The sequence below is a fragment of the Paenibacillus sp. JT31N11 genome (assembly GCF_056269285.1).
In genome coordinates this window covers 994,363-1,012,600 of sequence record NZ_JBWDNQ010000001.1, presented here as the reverse complement: position 1 = coordinate 1,012,600, position 18,238 = coordinate 994,363, and the positions used below count along the sequence as shown (strand labels likewise).

The 18,238-nt window shown below is 52.6% G+C and carries 6 protein-coding genes; all 6 read right to left on the bottom strand.

The window, feature by feature from the left end; translation table 11 throughout:
• Positions 1-72: 72 nt before the first annotated feature.
• Positions 73-7,443: an Ig-like domain-containing protein gene (locus AC0YNV_RS04405; RefSeq protein WP_475766158.1), complete on the bottom strand. Its 7,371-nt coding sequence runs from the start codon at positions 7,441-7,443 to the stop codon at positions 73-75.
• Between the two features lie 259 nt (positions 7,444-7,702).
• Positions 7,703-9,379, bottom strand: coding sequence for an extracellular solute-binding protein (locus AC0YNV_RS04400; RefSeq protein ID WP_475766156.1), 1,677 nt, complete (start codon positions 9,377-9,379; stop codon positions 7,703-7,705).
• Positions 9,380-9,521: 142 nt separating this feature from the next.
• Entirely contained in the window at positions 9,522-10,397 is an 876-nt protein-coding gene (locus AC0YNV_RS04395; protein WP_475766154.1) for a carbohydrate ABC transporter permease, read from the bottom strand.
• A gap of 17 nt (positions 10,398-10,414) precedes the next feature.
• Complete coding sequence (locus AC0YNV_RS04390) at positions 10,415-11,368, bottom strand: ABC transporter permease (RefSeq protein WP_210043914.1); 954 nt, start codon at positions 11,366-11,368, stop codon at positions 10,415-10,417.
• Between the two features lie 431 nt (positions 11,369-11,799).
• Positions 11,800-16,422, bottom strand: coding sequence for an Ig-like domain-containing protein (locus AC0YNV_RS04385; protein ID WP_475766151.1), 4,623 nt, complete (start codon positions 16,420-16,422; stop codon positions 11,800-11,802).
• Positions 16,423-16,619: 197 nt separating this feature from the next.
• Positions 16,620-18,185, bottom strand: a complete 1,566-nt coding sequence (locus AC0YNV_RS04380; RefSeq protein WP_475766149.1) for an extracellular solute-binding protein — start codon at positions 18,183-18,185, stop codon at positions 16,620-16,622.
• Positions 18,186-18,238: the final 53 nt, after the last annotated feature.

The window sequence follows — 18,238 nt, the reverse complement described above, 5'->3', positions numbered from 1 at the left end:
TGCTGAGGCCTAATAATAGGCATATGCGCGATCAGGATACCAGACTGATAGAACCCTTTCCGGCAATTCAGCCTAAGGGCTGATTAAATTGTACAAGACCTGTGCGGCTTCCGCACGCGTTGAAATTCCTTTTGGCTCAAAAATGCCCTCGGCACGGCCGCGGATCAAATGGAGTTCTGCCGCTTCCTGCACATATTGTGCGGCCCAGGCCGAAATCTCGGAACTATCCGCGAACAGCGCTGGTACGGACGGAGTTACTTCCGCATCTGGAAGCAATTTGTACGCCTTCATCAGCATAGTGACCATTTCTTCCCGTGTGATAAGGCCTTCCGGATCGAAAGCTCCGGCGCTCCTGCCTGTGACAATTCCGGCCTCATAAGCGATGGAAACCGCCTCCCTATACCAATCGCCCTCCGATACGTCGGCAAACTTCACCTCGCCCAGCTTCGACAGCTTCAATGCGTGGACCAGCATGGCCGTGAATTCGGAGCGCGTTATGGGACGGCCAGGCTCGAACAACATGCCGCTTGTTCCCTGAACGATTTGTTTTGCGGCAAGCTCTTCAATCACATTGTAAGCCCAATGACCCGCTGAGAGGTCGGAGAAATCTCTCTTTACTTCCAGAACCGCATATTTGCTAAGATGATGGATTTGCGCGGTCAATCGGCCGTCGGCATATTCCCCGCCGATGTACTCGAGCCTGCCTTCATCAGAAATGAAATAAATACCCGCCAGCCTTGGATTTATGGAATCATCGACCTTAAGGCTGATCGTAACCGGCTCATCCAACTGCGTGAGCTTCCCGGTCGTGCCGTCGGCAGCTGTGATGGTAAGGCTTATTTCATAGGTTTCGCCGCCCGGCTTGATCGCCATATTAGGGTCCTGCTGCCCTTTTGCCAAAATATCGTTCACCGCAGACGGCGTGAGCAGCTCCAGCTTCAGCGATATTACACTGCCCTCCAGCTTCTCCGCCGGGAGCTGGCCGGACAGCTTCCTGATCAGCTCGGACGGAATCTCAAGAACCAGATTATCCGTCTTCACTTCAAGCTTATTCTGCGCCAGCAGCTCGGCGGCATTGGCCGGCAGCTGGACTGCTGTTGTATCCGCCGGAACTTCCACTGTAACGGTGCCTTCAGATAAGTTTGTGAACGTATCCGGCGGTACAATTACAGTCCCGGCAGCTGGAGCAGCAGGCTCGACCGGTGTAACTGCCGCTGGCGGCGGAAAGTAGATATAAGCATTCGTCACGGTTACCGTGCTTACTGCGGTATAACCGCCATCTGCTGTCACGGCAGTAATAACGGCTGTACCCGCGCCTACCGCTGTCACATTGCCGCTGCTGTCTACAGCTGCGACATTCGTGTTGTCCGACGACCAGGTCAACGCCTTGTTCGCCGCGTCCGCTGGACTGACCGCTGCAAGCAATACGCCGGTTCCGCCAACAGTGAGCGGCAGCGAGCTTCGATCAAGCGCAACGCCTGTAACGCTGACTGCTGCTGCTGTCACCGTTACTTCGCTGGCTGCAGTGAAGCCGCCATCCTGCGTTGTTGCCGTAATTACGGCAGTACCTGCTCCCACCGCTGTTACATTTCCGCTGCTGTCCACTGCGGCAACAGTAGCGTTGTCCGATGACCAGGTTAGCGCCTTGATCGTCGCGTCCGCCGGACTCACCGCTGCAAGCAGCACTGCGGTTCCGCCAACTGTAAGTGACAGTGTGTCCGGATCAAGCGTAACGCCTGTGACGCTGACCATTGCCGCCTCCGATACCGTTACTTCGCTGGCTGCTGCGAAGCCGCCATCTTGCGTTGCTGCCGTAATTATGGCGGTACCTGCTCCCACCGCTGTTACATTTCCGCTGCTGTCCACTATGGCAACAGCTGCGTTGTCCGATGACCAGGTCAGCGCCTTGTTCGTCGCGTCCGCCGGACTCACCGCTGCAAGCAGCGCTGCGGTTCCGCCCGCCGTAAGTGACAGTGTGCCCGGATCAAGGGTAATGCCAGTTACGCTGATTGGCTCCGCAGTTACAGTAACGGTGCTGACTGCCGTCATGGAACCATCTGCCGTCGTTGCCGTAATGACTGCCGTTCCCGGCTCTACTGCCGTCACTTTGCCCGCAGGGTCAACGGTTGCGGCCGCCGTGTTATCCGAGCTCCACGTCACCGTTTGATTCGTTGCATCTGCCGGTTCGATGGCTGCTGTCAAATCAGCGGTCATACCGGGCACCAACGAAAGTGTCGATGGACTCAGCGTAATGCCGGTGACTCCAATCGTTAGAGGAGTTACGGTCACCACGCAGGCTGCGGAGAAGCCTCCATCAGCCGTTGTGACTGTAATAACCGCAGTCCCCGGTCCTGCCGCCGTCACTTTGCCAGCCGCATCGACGGCTGCGACGGCGGCATTATCCGAATTCCATGTCACCGCTTGATTCGCCGCATCCATGGGCTCCAAAATAACCGATAACGGGAATTCCTCTCCAGGCTTCAGCGCCAGCTCTGCGGAATCCAGAGAAACGCCGGTAACCGGTATCTGCGAGTCGTCATCTATGAAAGCAAACGAGTCATAGAAGGAGGTGTTCTTAGCATCAGCCGTCCCGTTGGTCCATTGGATAAAGTTATCTCTTCCGTTCTGGAAGTCCGCATCGTTAATAGCGATGTTAAAGCCTATGCTTCCGCCCGGCTCCGGATTCAAGTCCTTGACATGAGCCGCTGGAATCTTGAACTCATACAGCGTTTTGCCTGCCGCTTCATCACGAACCGCTTTGAAGGGAGTCTGGCCGCTCACCTCACCGCTTGGATTCGGCGGCGTCGAGTTAAAGATATTCGTAAGCAGCCTGCCGTCATCCGCCAGGGCAAAGCCCCATTCAACATCGTCGACTCCGTAAGGAGCCTCACGGTTGCCCAGAGGATCCAAAGTCACCTGGACCGAATCGTTCTTCCACATATTCGCCGCATTCTCGGATTGCTTGTGCACGTTATCGCGAACCGCTACCGCAAAATAGAGGCCATCCTCCGCCCACTTGGCGTAAGCGGTCGCTTCCAGATTGGCGGGATCGTGGAATCCGCTCGCATTCTGGGCTTTCGTGCGCAGGTGGAACGGAAATGCGTCCTGCCATTCGCCCAGACTGCCGTCGACCGTCACAGCCGACGCGTGCTGTACCAGGTTGAATTCAACCGGCATGAGCGAATCGTGAAAAATCATCTTGCTGCTTGCCGCTTCATCAACCTGCAGATCCACTGAATATTCATTGAACGGGGCTTGCGTATGGTACGTCCAATGGAAATCCATCCCGATGACATCGCCCTTCTTCAATCCGCTGAAAGCATCGGTCGTAACTGGCGCAAGCACTGTCCCGTCCGGACCTTTAACGGTCACCTTGCCGGATTTGACAGCTGATGAGGTGCCGGTCAGCTGTACCGTCAGCACATCCAGCTCTTGAATCGTCTTTTTGACGGGGACGAGCCGGACTTGAAGGCCATCTTCGACCGTGAGCTGAACATCCTTCGTGTCGAATACGGCTCCCTCATGCATGATATCGAAACCGATATCGTATCTTCCCTTGATCGTGCCTTCCGGTACGAGTACAGGATAAGGGACATCCAGCGAGCCATGCGCAGGAAGCGTCAATTCACCCGGCGTTGGACCGGTCTGTGCAGCGTCCCAGCCTTCCGGCAGCCTCGCCTCTATTGATACCTGCATGGGAGCATCCGTATCGTTAACGAGCGAAAGATTGAATGTGTTGACATAAGCCGCTTCTCCAGTTGCCTGCGTCGGTACGACGTTCACCATCACACCGATGAATTTGGGCGTCTCTGAAGCGGAAATCGCCCCAGCCGCACCGGCAAATTCCCGGGCCAGCAAATTATAGGCATAGCTGTTTGCGTAATCTCCCCGTGCAAATGCATCTTCCGCCAATCTGCTGTACCGGTTCATCCGCAGCACTGCAGACGCGGTTACGGGCATAACATTGTAGCCGCCTTTCTTGACATTGAATGAATCTGTCGCGGCTTGCGCTGCTGCAGCATAATCCAGAATATTGGCCCCGGATCCTTCATAGGCGTAGGACAACGCGACGGATGCATTTTCCGCCATATTATACAGCGTTTCCAATGCGACGTAGCCGGGAGACGGTTCCAATGATCCGGCACCGATCTGGCCGGCTATCTGTTCCATCAGCGCATAAATATCCTTGATCCCCTGCTCCAATCCCGCAGCCGGGAGCCCCCCGGCAGCTGCCGCCGCAAGAGATGAACGGATACGGCCAAGTTCTGTCAGATCAGCGTCTATAAGCTGAGCGTTCTCCGGCGTCCGCAGCTGCGTAAGCCTGGCTGCGGCTTCCTGTTCTTTTCCTTGAAGAAGCGTGACCGCTGAGTCGAACACAAAACCGGCAGGCGCTCCCGTAATATAAACGGGTGAGCCGGATACCGTAAGCTGAACGCTGCCGCCCGCTCCCGATACCGGAACTTCCACACCGTTAATATCCTTGACCTGCAGCCCCGCTGCTCCGAAAGGAAGCGTAATTTCGCTTGTCAGCGGCTTGACAGCCGGATTATCCTTGTGGTCGACCTTCTTCCAGGCCACAATGACCGGCTCGCCGTCATTAAGAAATACATGTACGGCCACATCCGGATTCCCGGTATCCATGGTTCCAATATAACGCGATTTATCCAGGGTGGTCATCAGATTATTGACAGCGGCGTAGGCCAGCTTCGGTCTGCCGTCGTTGTCCGTAATCCCCCAGAAGATATCATAGTACCTGTCATCCGTGCCATCGTTTTTGTAGTTGTAATATTCATAAGCCTTTACTTGATCTGTGATCAGGTAATTCAGGAAGGCGCGGACGACATAATCCCGCTGGGTTTCCTCCGTAACGGAAGGATATCCGGCATTGGCCGTCGGCCAGCCTCCCTCTGTCAAATAATAATCCTTCCAGCCCCCATAGGCGTTGACAAGATCCTTCACTCCGTCCATCATGCTCTGCAGATTGCCATCCGGCATGGAGTTGTAAACATACGGGTGATAGGAATACGCATCGGCATAGTCGTAGGAGCCAAGCTCCAATTCCTTCGGCAGCACGCTGCGCACGCTGGAGGTATGGTCACCGGCGAGCAGCATGGCGTCCGGGTCCGCCTTTTTCATATTCAGGTACGCGATCTTCTGCATCTGCACGAACTCCGCCGGAATATACGGCTTGGTGAAAATCTCGGGTTCGTTCGGCATCTCCCATTGACGGATCTTTCCTTTATAACGGCTGACGGTATTGTAAACGAAATCGCCCATCGCTTTCAGGCCAGCGGTCGTATTGACGGTACCTTCCTGATAGTACGGGTTTCTGTCAATGCCCAGCACTGTAATTTGATTAAATCCGTAGGAGAACAGCTTATCCAGCCTGGCATCGACATTCGTGTAATCGTACACCTTGTTTCCCGACGTATCCGTCACATTGCGGTCTGCCTCCTCCCAGGTAATGCCTGAGCGGTGATGACGGGCTCCAAGCTTGCGCGCACCGTCGATAATATCATCCTTCCAATTGAGCGCATAATGCGTATTGAGACCGAATTTGCTCTCGTTGTCGAGATCAAGATCCTGAACCTCTGCGGCTTTTTTCACAACGACGAGGCGCATTTTTTTCGCTTTGTCAGGCTGCGCCACCCCGTCCACGGTAAATTCGGCTGACACCTCATAGGTGCCAATATCATGCAATGCAGGGTCAAAAGGAAACTCATCCGCACTCTTCGCATACTTGGCCACGTTATAGGTTTTCGTTCCCGAAGCAACAACGGCCTTGTCTCCATCTGCCCTGCGTACGGTATAATCCATCCGGAACTCGCGCGCCTTGGCGCCTGCATCCAATGCCAGCGATAGTCCCGGTGATTCCTCTTGCGTGTAGATGCCGGCGTAATTGCCGGAAGGCTGAAGATCCAATACATAAGGCGCAGGTATCGGATCAATCGAAAAATTGTCAATCATCAGATTGATTCCGCCTACCACATTCCATTGAAAATAACCTTTCTGCAAAGCCAGCGGATCGGAATCGTCTCCGCTTGCCACTTCTACGCCGTCAATAAACAGCTCATGCGTGATGCCGCTGATGCGCAGCTCATAATCATGCCAGTCGTCGAGCAGCGACTTTACATGGTTGGCGATATAGTAGTTGCCTCCAAGCGTCGTCTTTCTCATCAGAAAGTACTTGGAGTTATGCGTAGCCCATTCCATCGCATTGTTGTTCATATCGTCTACAGCGCGGTATCGAAACCGCCATGTGTTCTGTACCGCCGTACTCGTCCGTTCATATTTCGCCTTGAATTTGACGACGAAATTATCTGCGTTCAGGTACATGGGAAGGTTCAGCTTGGCGCTGCCCGATCCATTCAGATTAAAGACTTTGCCGCCGCCGTCCGGCAGCTGGATCACTCTTGTATTGCCTCCGGTCGTCCAGCCTGCGGGAGCGGAACCGGTCGTCTCCCCTTCAAAATTATTCACATAAGGCTGGATCTCATCAACGATGACGGCAGCCTCCCCGGACAGCGGATAGCGGGCTGTGCTGCCGTCCTCATCATGCGCGGAAATATAATAGCGGATAAGTCCCGCCCGGTTCGTTCCCGGAATAACTGCCGTAAAAGAAGCGCTTCCATTTTCTTCCGCTTCAATAACTTGAGCAGGCGCATCCTCCCCGTAACCATAGTAGACCGATGCCGTCACGGAGGAAGTGCTCTCCCCCAGTGTGAAGGAAACAGGCAGGTTCGTATTGTATGGCACACTGGCAACCGGTGTATGATTGATTGTGAACGTGCTCGGAGTGGCAATCGTTCTGACCTCCACATCGCCGACACTCAAATTGACAGCGCCACCGACGCTTTTCAGGGAAAAGCCGACTCCGCCTGCCGTGAGATCGGAATCAGTGAAAACGGTTACGGGTGTCCCGTCGATAACAAGCTTGAATTCGGCACCTTTAACCGCCAATTCGTATTGATGCGAATCCGCCATGTTGAAGCTCGGCAGCACGGTCCTGATATCAAATTGGCTTCCTACCTGCACATTGGTTGAGGAATTGGAAAACTTCCAGAATTCAACCGATTTAGCATTTTTGAATTCCAGAAAATAATAATTCGTACTGGAGCTGTACCGGAACAGCGTACGGAAGCGGTCGGACCGGGCGTCAAACGACAAGGTATAATCCTGTGTGCTGTATGGCAGCGAAGATGCCTTCACGACCGCACGCTGCGGAGCCCCGGTCGATGTCGTTGTGCCGATCATGCGGGCTTCGGCGCCGCTGCCCTGCGTCTGCCAGGCCGTACTGCCGAACATATCCCATTTGCCGAGCCCGCCGGTAAAACTGTCCTCAAACAGCACTGTCGAATTCTGCGCTCCCGCCGGTGCGGGAAACAACTGCAGCAGCATAACTGCAATCAACAATAAGCTTATATTTCTGACCCTCATGACCATTCATGAATCCCTCCGAAAATGGCAATATAGCCCCCGCCAATACAGTTCACCTGTATTGGCGGGGGTTTTTAAAAGTTCGGTGATGAACCGGCTGAGCAGGCGGAAATAGTCTGGAGAAGCGTAAGCGTTCGCCTTTGTACCCCGAATTTACCATTTAAAGATATCCAAATTCGAAAATTCAGGGCTACAACAGCGATTAGAAGACGTTTCCGCATGCGCAGCCACTCTTTCTCACCGGGGCTTAAAAGACTAGCCGGCTTTACTTGCCCGATTTCTTCTTGAAGGATTCCTCGAGCTCCGCAAGAATTTGCGTACCGCCCTGGGATTTCCATTTTTCCACGAATTCATCGAATTTCTTGATGTCGCCGCCCATGATGATTTGCGTAAATACAGCGTCGCGCATCGTGTTCAGTTCAACCAGCTTGGCGATTTTCGTAGGTGAATCCAGATAGTTGGATGCGTCCGTGATCTGGTAAGGATTGTTGATTGCTACACCCAGCGCCTCGGAGAAGCGAAGCGGGAGAGACTCCAGATAACGCGGCCAGCCGTTTAATCCAGGTGCGAAGGTGTAAGCTTGTGCGCCCCGGAAATTGCCATTCTTATCCTGCTGTGTCTTGGGATCTACCAGTTCGGTTACCGTTACGTTTTTCATCTTGCCATCTACAATCGTGTAATCCTCGCCTTCGATTCCCCAGACAGTCAGCATCTGATTTTCCGGGGACAAGGATTCTTCAATAATGGACAGCACTTTCTTCGGATCCTTGGTCTTCGCGCTGATCGCGCTCATTTGAGAGAAAGGAGCGCCAGATGGTGCAACCGCCTTGCCGTCTGCCCCGACAAGCGATCCTGTCAGTGTCAGATACTTGAATGGCTGCTCGGCCTGGTTTTCCAGCTTGCCGTCTGCAGCCAGCTTGCCGCTTTTAATCAGCTCGTTCGTCTCGATCTGCATATCGTAATCATTTGGCGTTGACCACCAGCCCATGTAGGAGAACAGCTTGCCGCTGTACAGCTTCGCACGCAGCTGCTCTTCCTTGATGGTTGCGAACTCCTTGTCAATCAGGCCTTCCGCATACATTTTTTGCAGGAATAACAGCGCTTCCCTCATTCTTGGATCAATATCATAATTGCTGAACTTGCCATCCTGTTCGGTGAAATATCCAGGTGTTACGCTGAATGCGCCAAAAATATTGTCAAAGGAGTTGTTGGCATATTTCTGTTGCCCGATCTGAGCCGTATAGCCTCCAAGCGGAGTTACATCCGGTTTTGCCTCTTTAATTTTCTTAAGCAGGTTGTAATACTCATCAAGCGTTTTCGGCACAGTGGCGCCTGCTTCTTTCAGATAATCGGTACGCATGGCCAGATCCCAACGGTAGCCCGCGCCCGGTCCTCCTTGATAAGGAATCCCGTAGATCTTGCCGTTTACCTTCGCCTGCTCGAAAATTTCCATCGGCACTTCTTTCAAAATATTCGGCGTATCCGTAGGGTTGATCATATCGGTAAGGTCGACAAAAGCGCCCTGCTGCGCATATTTTTGGAAGTCATCGGCAAAATCGATACGGGTGACATCCGGAATGTCGCCGCTGGACATTTTCAGATTCAACTTGGTTTTATACTGCTGAACATCCACCATTTCAGGAATAATTTTGATATTAAGCTTCTTCTCGATCGCTTGCTTGATAACATCCTTCGATGGGTCGTACGGCAGAGAAATATCCTGGCCTTTCAGCCATTTGAGCTCGTAAGGCTGTGAATCCGCTGTGGCTTCCGGTGAATCTGTGGTTTCCGCTGCTGCCGCCGGTGTTGTTGTATTGGCCGGCTGATCATTCGTTCCACCATTTACCCCGTTGTTGTTGCTGCCGCACCCTGAAATTGCCAGAGTTCCGATCATTACGGCTGCAAGTACTCCGAATGACCATTTTTTCTTCTGCTTTGACATGAGCAATAATCCCCCTTCAAAATATCTGATCTATATTTACCCTGGAGAAGCCGTTCGAAAAGTCCAACCCTGTCATAGGTGAATTCACTTTTTGAGCATGCGTCTTTTAGGGGTAAACCGATGGTTATGGACGATCTTTCGTCTACCCTTTGACCGAGCCGATCAGCATACCCTGTTCAAAATATTTCTGGATGAACGGGTAGATGACCACCATCGGCAGAGCGACGATAATGATGGCGGCCATCTGGATGCCGATTGTTGGCGGCGGTTTGGAGCCAGCCGCTTCGAGCAGCTCCGGCGGAAGACTGGAGCTTGCGATTATGGTCCGCAGCACGAGCTGTACCGGCGCTTTGTGCCAATCCGTGACATACAGCAGAGCATTGAAGAAATCGTTCCAATAGGTCACCAGGTAAAGCAGTCCGACGGAAGCGATAACCGGCATCGAAAGCGGGAGCACAATCTGCCACAGGATTCTGAATTCAGAAGCCCCGTCAATGGAGGCGGACTCCTTCAAGCTCTCGGGAATGCCCTCGAAAAATGATTTCATAATGATCATATTGAAGGCGCTGTAGGCCATGACGAGAATGAGAACGTAATCGGAGTTGAGCAGCCCCAGATTTTTGATGGTCAGATAGGTGGGAATCATCCCGCCCTTGAACAGCATGGTGAATACAAAGAACAATATAATGATCCGCCGTCCGGGCAGCTTCTTGTCCGCCAGGGCATAAGCCGCGGTAGCGGTGAGAAGCAAAGCCAGCAGGACGCCGCCCAGCGTGTTGCGGAGAGTGATTCCGTAAGCGCCGTAAATCAGGGATCCTTTGCTCAGCAGGTACTCGTAATATTCGAAGCTGATCGAAGCCGGAAACAGGATCAGTCCGTCCTTTTCGCTGAAGATATGATAAGGCGTAATCGATACGGTCAGGACGTACCAGAATGGAATAATAATGATCAAGGTCAAGATGGTGAGCACGATATAGTTGGTTGTGACGAAGGCGGTCTCGCCTCTCGTGAGCTTCATAGTCCGCTTCCCCTTCTTTAGAAAATGCCGGAATCATTGATCCGCTTGGCAAGATGATTGGCAATGAGCACCATTGCAAGGCCGATAACGCCTTTGATGACATCTGCCGCTGCCGCCAGACTGAGGTTGAACTGTTCAATACCAACCCGGTAAATATAGGTATCGAGGATATCCCCCACTTCGAATACCATCGGGTTGTACAGATTGATAACCTGATCCAGCCCTGCGCTCATGATGTATCCGACTCTCAGGATGAAGATGACTACGATGGTCCCCGTAATTCCCGGCAGCGTGACATGGATGATTCGTTGAAACCTCGTCGCACCGTCCACAATAGCCGCTTCATAAACCTCCGGGTTAAGCCCGGCAATCGCAGCCATGTAGATGATAGCGGCCCAGCCCATCTCTTTCATCGCATCCGTGACGACGAGAATGGTCCGGAAGTAACCGGGTTCAACAAGCAGATAGGCCGGCTCCCCGCCGAACCATTCAATGATCTTGTTGATGACTCCCGTTTCAGGCGAGAGAAGTACGGTGATGATGCCTCCATACACAACCCATGACACGAATCTTGGCAAATAAACGGCGGTCTGCAAAGTCTTCTTGAACCATCTGGCCCGGATTTCGTTCAGTGAAAGCGCCAGCAAAATCGGACAAATGAATCCGCTTATCATCTTGTACAGACTGATGAGCAGGGTGTTCACGAAGGCATTGCGGAACATCTCGGATTCGAAGAGCATCCGGAAATATTTCAGCCCCGCCCATTCGCTTCCGGAGAAGCCTTGAATCACGTTGTAATCCATAAAGGCGATGCTAATCCCGTAAAGGGGAAGGTAATCAAATATGAAAACCCATACAAAAGCGGGCAGCAGCAGGATATAAAGCAATTTGAACTTCCAGATCCTTCTCAGCTGCCTCTTGAGAGGCGCCTCTCCTTTCTTCTTGGCAGTTACAGCAGTTGCCAGTTCCATCTTTCCCTCCTCCGATCCTTCTCTCTCTATCCACTTTCCTTCAAGAAAGTGCTTACATCTGTAAGCTTACTTGATATCTAAGGAGTGGAAAACCGGAGCAAAGTACAATTATACCCGGGAAAAGTCGCATTGGACGGCTAAATGGCTGAAGGCCATGGAAAAGCAAAGCCCGACCGCCGCACTGCGCGATCGGGCTTTGCTTTATTAGTCCGGTGAAACATGTTGGCTGCGCATGCGAAAACGTCTTTCGATCGCTGTTGTACCCTGAATTTTTTTAATTTGATACCGCTGGTGCAAAGCGATCAACAATAGATACCGTTGATCACTTTGCACCGCTATCTGTTAAATTCGGGGTACAAAGGCGAGCGCTTCGCTTCTCCAGACTGTTTCCGCCTGCTCCGCCAGTCAATCACCGGACTATTAAAGCTGTGCTAGCTGATTGGATTCACTTTCACGTCATCGATGTTAACCGTAACGGCTGGCCCTACGCTTTTGATGGAGAAGCCGACTCCGCCAAGCGTTACATCGGAGTCCGTGAAGACAGCCGCCAGGGCGCCGTCGATCAGGAGATTGAATACATTTCCGTCGACTTCGACGGTATAATCATGCCAGACGTTCAGATCGAAGCCCGGTATGGCCGCACTGATGTCCACCAAAGCTCCAACCTGCGCAGGAGTCGATGAATTTGGATATTTCCACATCTCTACTTCCTTCGTATTTTTGAATTCCAGGAAGTAATAGCTGGTGCCTGACGTATAACGGAACATCGTCCGGTAGCGGTCTCCCTTGGCTTTATAATTCAGGCTGTAGTTCTGGGAGGAATAAGGCAGCACGGATGACTTCACTACTGCACGCTGAGGGGAGCCCGCCGTCGTCGTTCCCCTCAATTCCCCGTTTTGCACCTGCCAGGCGGTCGTGCCGAACAAGTCCCAATTGCCCAATCCGCCCGCAAAGACATCCTCATACAGAGGCTGCAGCGTGACTGTTACGATGCTGGCTGCCGTGAAGCCGCCATCTGTCGTTACAGCCGTAATAACAGCCGTTCCCGGCGCGATTGCCGATACTTTGCCGGTCGGGTCAACGGTGGCGGCCGCCGGATTGTCCGAGCTCCAGATCACCGTTTGATTCGAAGCGTCCGCAGGCGCAAATAGAGCCGTCAGATTCGTGCTTGTGCCTGATCCCATGGAGAGCGTCTCCTTATTGAGAGTTATGCCGGTTACAGGAATATTGGCTTGTGTTATCAGCTCCGCATCATCAAACCAGACCGTTCCCGTTCCTTTCAGGCTCAAGCCAAGACTGATCCTGGCTGCGTCGGCAGGCGCCGCAGCAGTTACCACGATTTGTGTCCAACCGCTTGTTCCTTTCAGGCTGCCTGATGAATACGTGCTGCCGGTGACAGTCGTCCCGTCGCTCTTATAGTAGGTGATGTCCGCAGTCGCCCCATCGGTCTGGTTGACGCTATCGGACCTGGCCCATGCCCGGAGCGTATAGGCCGCTCCCGGATCAACATTGATCATATTGCTGCCTGACAAACTCCAGCTGCCGTTGTCTGCAGCATTTGCGCTGCTGATTTTCACAGAGCTTCCATAAGTTCGGGAGGTTACCGTGTCCTTCGTCAGGACGGGTGTTCCGCTTAATGTGCCTGCCGTCCAGTTATCGGGACTTGCTGCGCCATTCTCAAAGCTGTTGTTTGGAACAACCACGGGATCCCCTGTCTTGGTGGTCGTCCAGTTGGCGAAGTTATAGGTCCATACCTCGCCGCCCTGAGAGGCGGTAAAGATATCCGAGTTCTGGTCCTGCTGCAGCCAAGGCGTATCGAATAGCTTGAATGAAGCGTAATCGATCGGCGTATTGTTGATTTTATGTGTGCCGGTATATGCAGCCGCACCCTGATCAAAGGTAATATCCATGGCATCCCCGCTCAGGCTGGTATAGACAAGACGCGGGTTTGCGTCATTGATATGGGTGGCGTCCACTGTCGTATTGCTCAGAACGGAGTTCTTGAAGCTGTTCAAGTCGGCATACTCGGAAACGTCCGCGGTTTGGATAATCCAGCCGTTCGTGTCAGCCTGACTGCGAAGAATATTGTAGCTGTAGCTCAATTGATTGGTCGGATGCAGCCTCGCTGTTGTTTTGACTTTATTCGCCGGGTCGGTAGGCGTCTGGTAATACCAGGAGTACGGCTTCACCATTTTGAAGGCAAAATATATGGGACCCGTATCGCTGAATATCCATCCTGATTGTTCCTGCCTGCTTTTAATCGAACCGGTATCCGGGAACATCGCATTCACATAATTCATGGTTGGGCTGTTCAATAATTTATACACGCCCACGGCAGCTTTACCATCCTGCATGACGCGGTGATTGGCTGGCTGATCATAATTTCCTATCGGGAGGTCGCCCTGATCGGCATTCACTCTGAAAACAGAGGCAGGCGAATCCGATTTCCAGCGCAGAACCATAGGAAGATCCTCAATCCAGTTATCGACCCGGTTGTACGTCACCTCAGTGGAAAGGCCCCAGTCGGGTTTCACCAAAGCCTGACGGTAGGTCTTCAAATTATTGCCGCTTGAATTCTGCAGATTGGTCTTGCGGGAAGAGTAGTCCTTGTGCGTGGACTGCCCGATTCGCAAAGCCATCTCCGGTGGCGTGTAATCCATTCCGCGATAAACCACCATGCCCAGATACTCCAGGTAAGGACGATAGGCCGCCGGAACCATGGCGTCGGAATCGCCTATCCCCTGCTGTGCGCGGTGCTGGCCAAAATACGCCCAGGATAAAGCGGTGTGGTCCGCCCCTCTCCATGACGGGCCGTTCGCCGTAACGCTGTCCCCTTTTGCCCGGCTTGTAGTGGAGATGATATTGCCGTCCGTCCAGTCATTTGCCCACTCGAACCACATGACATCCATGGCCATTTTGACCTTCTGCTTCAAGTCCGGCTCATCCGTATACTGATAGATGGCATTCAGACAGAAATAGGTCATGAAGGTGTATTCGGCGCTTTCATATTCAGCCCAGCCTTCATGTACGGCAGCTTCGATCATTTCCTCAATATTCGCCCTGTTCATGCTTTTCAGAGCAGCTCCAGAGTTGCCGTTCAAGTCGACCAGATCCGGAAAATACTGGCCTACCAGATAGCCCGCCGTATAATTGCTCATCCGCAGGTTCTCGGTCTGCGACAGCTTGGTATAGGCATATTGGGAGAAATACCATTTTACATGCTCCAGCATCGTGCTGCTGAACAGATCGCCCACCATCAGATAGGCATACATTTTGGAGACGGTTTTATACTGCTCCCAGTCATAGGTCTGGTACATATTGTCCAGCTTCTGGAGGTTGCCCGCTACATTCTGCCCATCCAGAATCTGCGCGACATACTGGGCAATATTCAGAGGCAGGCCCCCCATTTCGGAAACCGCTTTCGTCTTATCCCACAGCCATTGCTTCCTGCTGTCAATTGTGCCGGGGTAAGGCGAATAGTTGCTTTCCTCAGGCGGAACCTCGCCGATTGTAACCCCGTCAAAACCAGCCGTGCTTAGCCGGGAATTCTCGTGGCTTGTAAGAGCAAGCCCGAAGTAGACGGTATTCGGCAGGTTAATCGTCTCTTTCTTGACCATCGTCCAGATTGCTCCGTCAGTCGACTCGTAAGCGCTGATCACATTGCCCACACGCGCCAGCTTCACCCAGGCCGGCGCCGGCGCTCTCATTCCTGCCGTCAGCGTCGAAGCTCCCCCGGCTTGCAGGCGATCCTGGAAATTAACCCCGTTCAATGGCGTTACAGCCATCATGGCATAGGGCGATTGTGCCGATATGTTCCCGCGGATCATAATGCCGGCCTTCGTCCAAGCCACCGAATTGCCTATGCTTGCAACGCGCGCAACGATCTGGCCGTCGCCCGTCCAAGGCCGGTACACATAATGGAATGCATCCGCCGTTCCGTAGATGTCGCTGCCGGAGCCTTGAACGGTGAATGTGCCGGTCTCCTCGTTATAGCTTGCGCCGCCTGGAACCGCAACCGTGCCGATATCCCGGTCGCCGAACGGCTCAGGCAGTCCGTTTGCCGATGGATCCGTCGTCACCGTTACCCCGTTGCTTGCATCTGACAAATTTCCCAGTCCGTCTCTTGCCTTTACGGTAAAATCATAGGCCGTATTCGGCGTCAATCCGACTACGGTATCAGCAGTCGTGGCACCGCTTACAGAGGATGCCAGAATACCATCCTGGTAAATGTCGTAGCGGGTAACCGCCACATTGTCTGTCGAAGCCGTCCAGGACAGGGTGACGTCAGTATCCGTCTTCCCGGTTGACACCAAACCTGCAGGCGCTGTCGGCGCTTCGGTATCCTGCGCCGGTCCCGTATTGACTTCATACACCGCCAGATCGTCGACGATATAGGCTTCATCCGTCCCGTTGTTATTGACGCGGGCGGTGAACCCCAACCTGATATTCGTAATGCTGCGCTGCCCGCCATTTGGTATGACTTGAAACCGGTATCCGGGAAGATCGACATCATTAACCGTCTGCAGTGTATCCGGCACCGTGTTTAGATAAGCTGCCGTCCCCGTGATGCTCGGTGTGCCTGCCGGGAAACGGGGAATCAGGTTATTGTCGAAGTTGCCGAACTGAAGATAGGCATAAACATCCTTGTCTACCACCTTGTCGCTGGCTGCGCTCCGCCTGACCTTGTATTCAAAAACAAACTCGACCGGGGAACTGCCTGCCGGCATATTATAGATGGCGTTAATGCGGTCCTTGAGGCTGCCGCTGTTCAACTGGTAATAGAAGCTGCTTGCCGCATTCGTGCCGAGCGAAGCGTCCCTGATCTCGAGGGCGTTGTTGCCGTTAACCTGGACAATTTGCTGCGACCCCCCGCTTGTGCTTGCATCCTGAGTAAAGGGACTGATACCGCTGTCAAATTGAGTATCCATGTCCGCTGCCAATAAATTGACCAGCTGAACTTCATCGTCCTCGTCTGCATGCAGGACGGACAAATTGCCCAGTGAAATCAGCAGAACCAGAAACAAACTTATGAGCTTTTTGCTCCTTACTGCCATCTTCTAATCAACCTCCATTCAGGTAAGCGTTTGCATTTCTTCCGAAAAAGTAAATCATGATTCATTTCAGACTCCTCCTTCGATAATGAAAAGCGATTTGTGATTCCATCCAATCCTCATAAAAAATCGCACCGGGCAAGCGCGATCAATGATCACCTCCTCTCCGGCTTGCCTGGTGCAACAGAATGAATCCTTATTTACTTCTTGGCCAGGAACGCATCAATTTGTTTTTGCAGCTCAACCTGGATTTTCTTGGCGTAGCCCTCGCCTTCGCTTTTCAGCTTGTTCCACTGCTCGGTCGGATCAAGAACGCCGTCGAACAAGGCATTATAATATTTGTCCTCAACGGCATTGTACAAGGAAATTTCATTCATAACCGGTCCCGGATCAAACGAGAAGCCGGTCAAAATGCTGGAGGTCAAGTTATCGGCATTTTTGTTGAATTCATAGTGCTTGAGCGTATCCTCATCAAACCCGGCATTCAGACGGTCCATCGTCGGATTCCAAATCCAGGCGTACGGGAAATAGGAATAGTTCGATCCGATCTGCTTGTATTGATCTTCGCCAACCGTTTCATAGTGCGTACCTTCGATTCCGTAAGCCAGGAGATCATAATTTTCTTTCTGTGCGGTCCAGTTCAGGAACATCATCGCGCGTTCCTTGTTTTTGCTGACTTTCGGGATCGCCTGGAAGTTCGCTTGCTTGAAGTTGGTGATGTTTTGGCCCTTTTCCATTTTAATGAACGTTACCGCTTCCAATTCTGCGCCCGGAACGTTCTGGGCTACAGCGCTGCCCAGACTGGACGGCACGCCGAATTCATTATAGACAGCCACCGCCACTTTACCGGAATTAATGACGGAGTCAATATCCTTCAGTGCGAGAATATCCGGGTGAATCAGCCCATCCTGATACAGCTTTCTGGCTTCTTCAATCCAGGACCAGATTCGCGGCTCCATTTGGTCAAACAGGTTGTAGACTTTGCCGTCGTTGTTTTTGTAATACAGGACAAGGCTTTGGCCCAAAGCGTCCGATCTCAGGAATTGGGGATCGTATTCCATGAAGGCTCTGAACGCGCCCCAGGAAACATCCTTCTGTCCAGGCTGGCCATATGCGAGAAGCGGAATAACATCCTGCTCGTTCTCTTTTACCTTGTAAGCAAATTTAATCAGATCATCATAGGTTTTAATGGGCGGCAAGCCATACTTTTCTCGCAGATCCTTGCGGACCACATACGTTCTTCCTGCCAGATGCGTGTTGCCAAGGGGCAGGGCATAAATTTGGCCTTGAAACTTGTTCGCATCAAACATCTGCTGGGATCTGACCTTTACAGCGTCCTGACCGTATTTGGCCAGCAGATCTTCCAGCGGTTCATAATAACCGGCACTGACCATCTGCTCCATATGAAGCCACGGCGCGTCAAAGATCAGGTCGACATTCTCCCCGGACGCCAGCATAACCTGTGTTTTCTGGGCAAGATCGGAGAACGGCACGAATACGATATCCAGCTTGACGTTAAGTGTATCCGCCATTCTTTTCTCGGCTTCTTTGATAATGAGGTCCATATCCGCCGGACGGTCCCCTGGCATCACAATCTTCAGCGTCACCGGATCAAGCTTGGTGCCCTCAGCCGGTTCCCCTCCCGTGTTCGCCGGTGCCGGATCGGCTGCGCTGCCGGATTCTTTCGCATTGGATGCGCACCCGACCGCCACCGCCATCATCAGCGATATAACCATAATCATTGCCAGCATCTTTCTAATTCCCATTGACTTGACCCTCCTATAATGTTTGTCTGACTCCCGTATGAAGTTTATCGGAA

Excerpts from the sequence above, each read along its gene's own strand:
- AC0YNV_RS04400 (WP_475766156.1), bottom strand. The coding sequence starts at position 9,379 with ATGTCAAAGCAGAAGAAAAAATGGTCATTCGGAGTACTTGCAGCCGTA.
- AC0YNV_RS04385 (WP_475766151.1), bottom strand. The coding sequence starts at position 16,422 with ATGGCAGTAAGGAGCAAAAAGCTCATAAGTTTGTTTCTGGTTCTGCTG.
- AC0YNV_RS04390 (WP_210043914.1), bottom strand. The coding sequence starts at position 11,368 with ATGGAACTGGCAACTGCTGTAACTGCCAAGAAGAAAGGAGAGGCGCCT.
- AC0YNV_RS04395 (WP_475766154.1), bottom strand. The coding sequence starts at position 10,397 with ATGAAGCTCACGAGAGGCGAGACCGCCTTCGTCACAACCAACTATATC.
- AC0YNV_RS04380 (WP_475766149.1), bottom strand. The coding sequence starts at position 18,185 with ATGGGAATTAGAAAGATGCTGGCAATGATTATGGTTATATCGCTGATG.
- AC0YNV_RS04405 (WP_475766158.1), bottom strand. The coding sequence starts at position 7,443 with ATGGTCATGAGGGTCAGAAATATAAGCTTATTGTTGATTGCAGTTATG.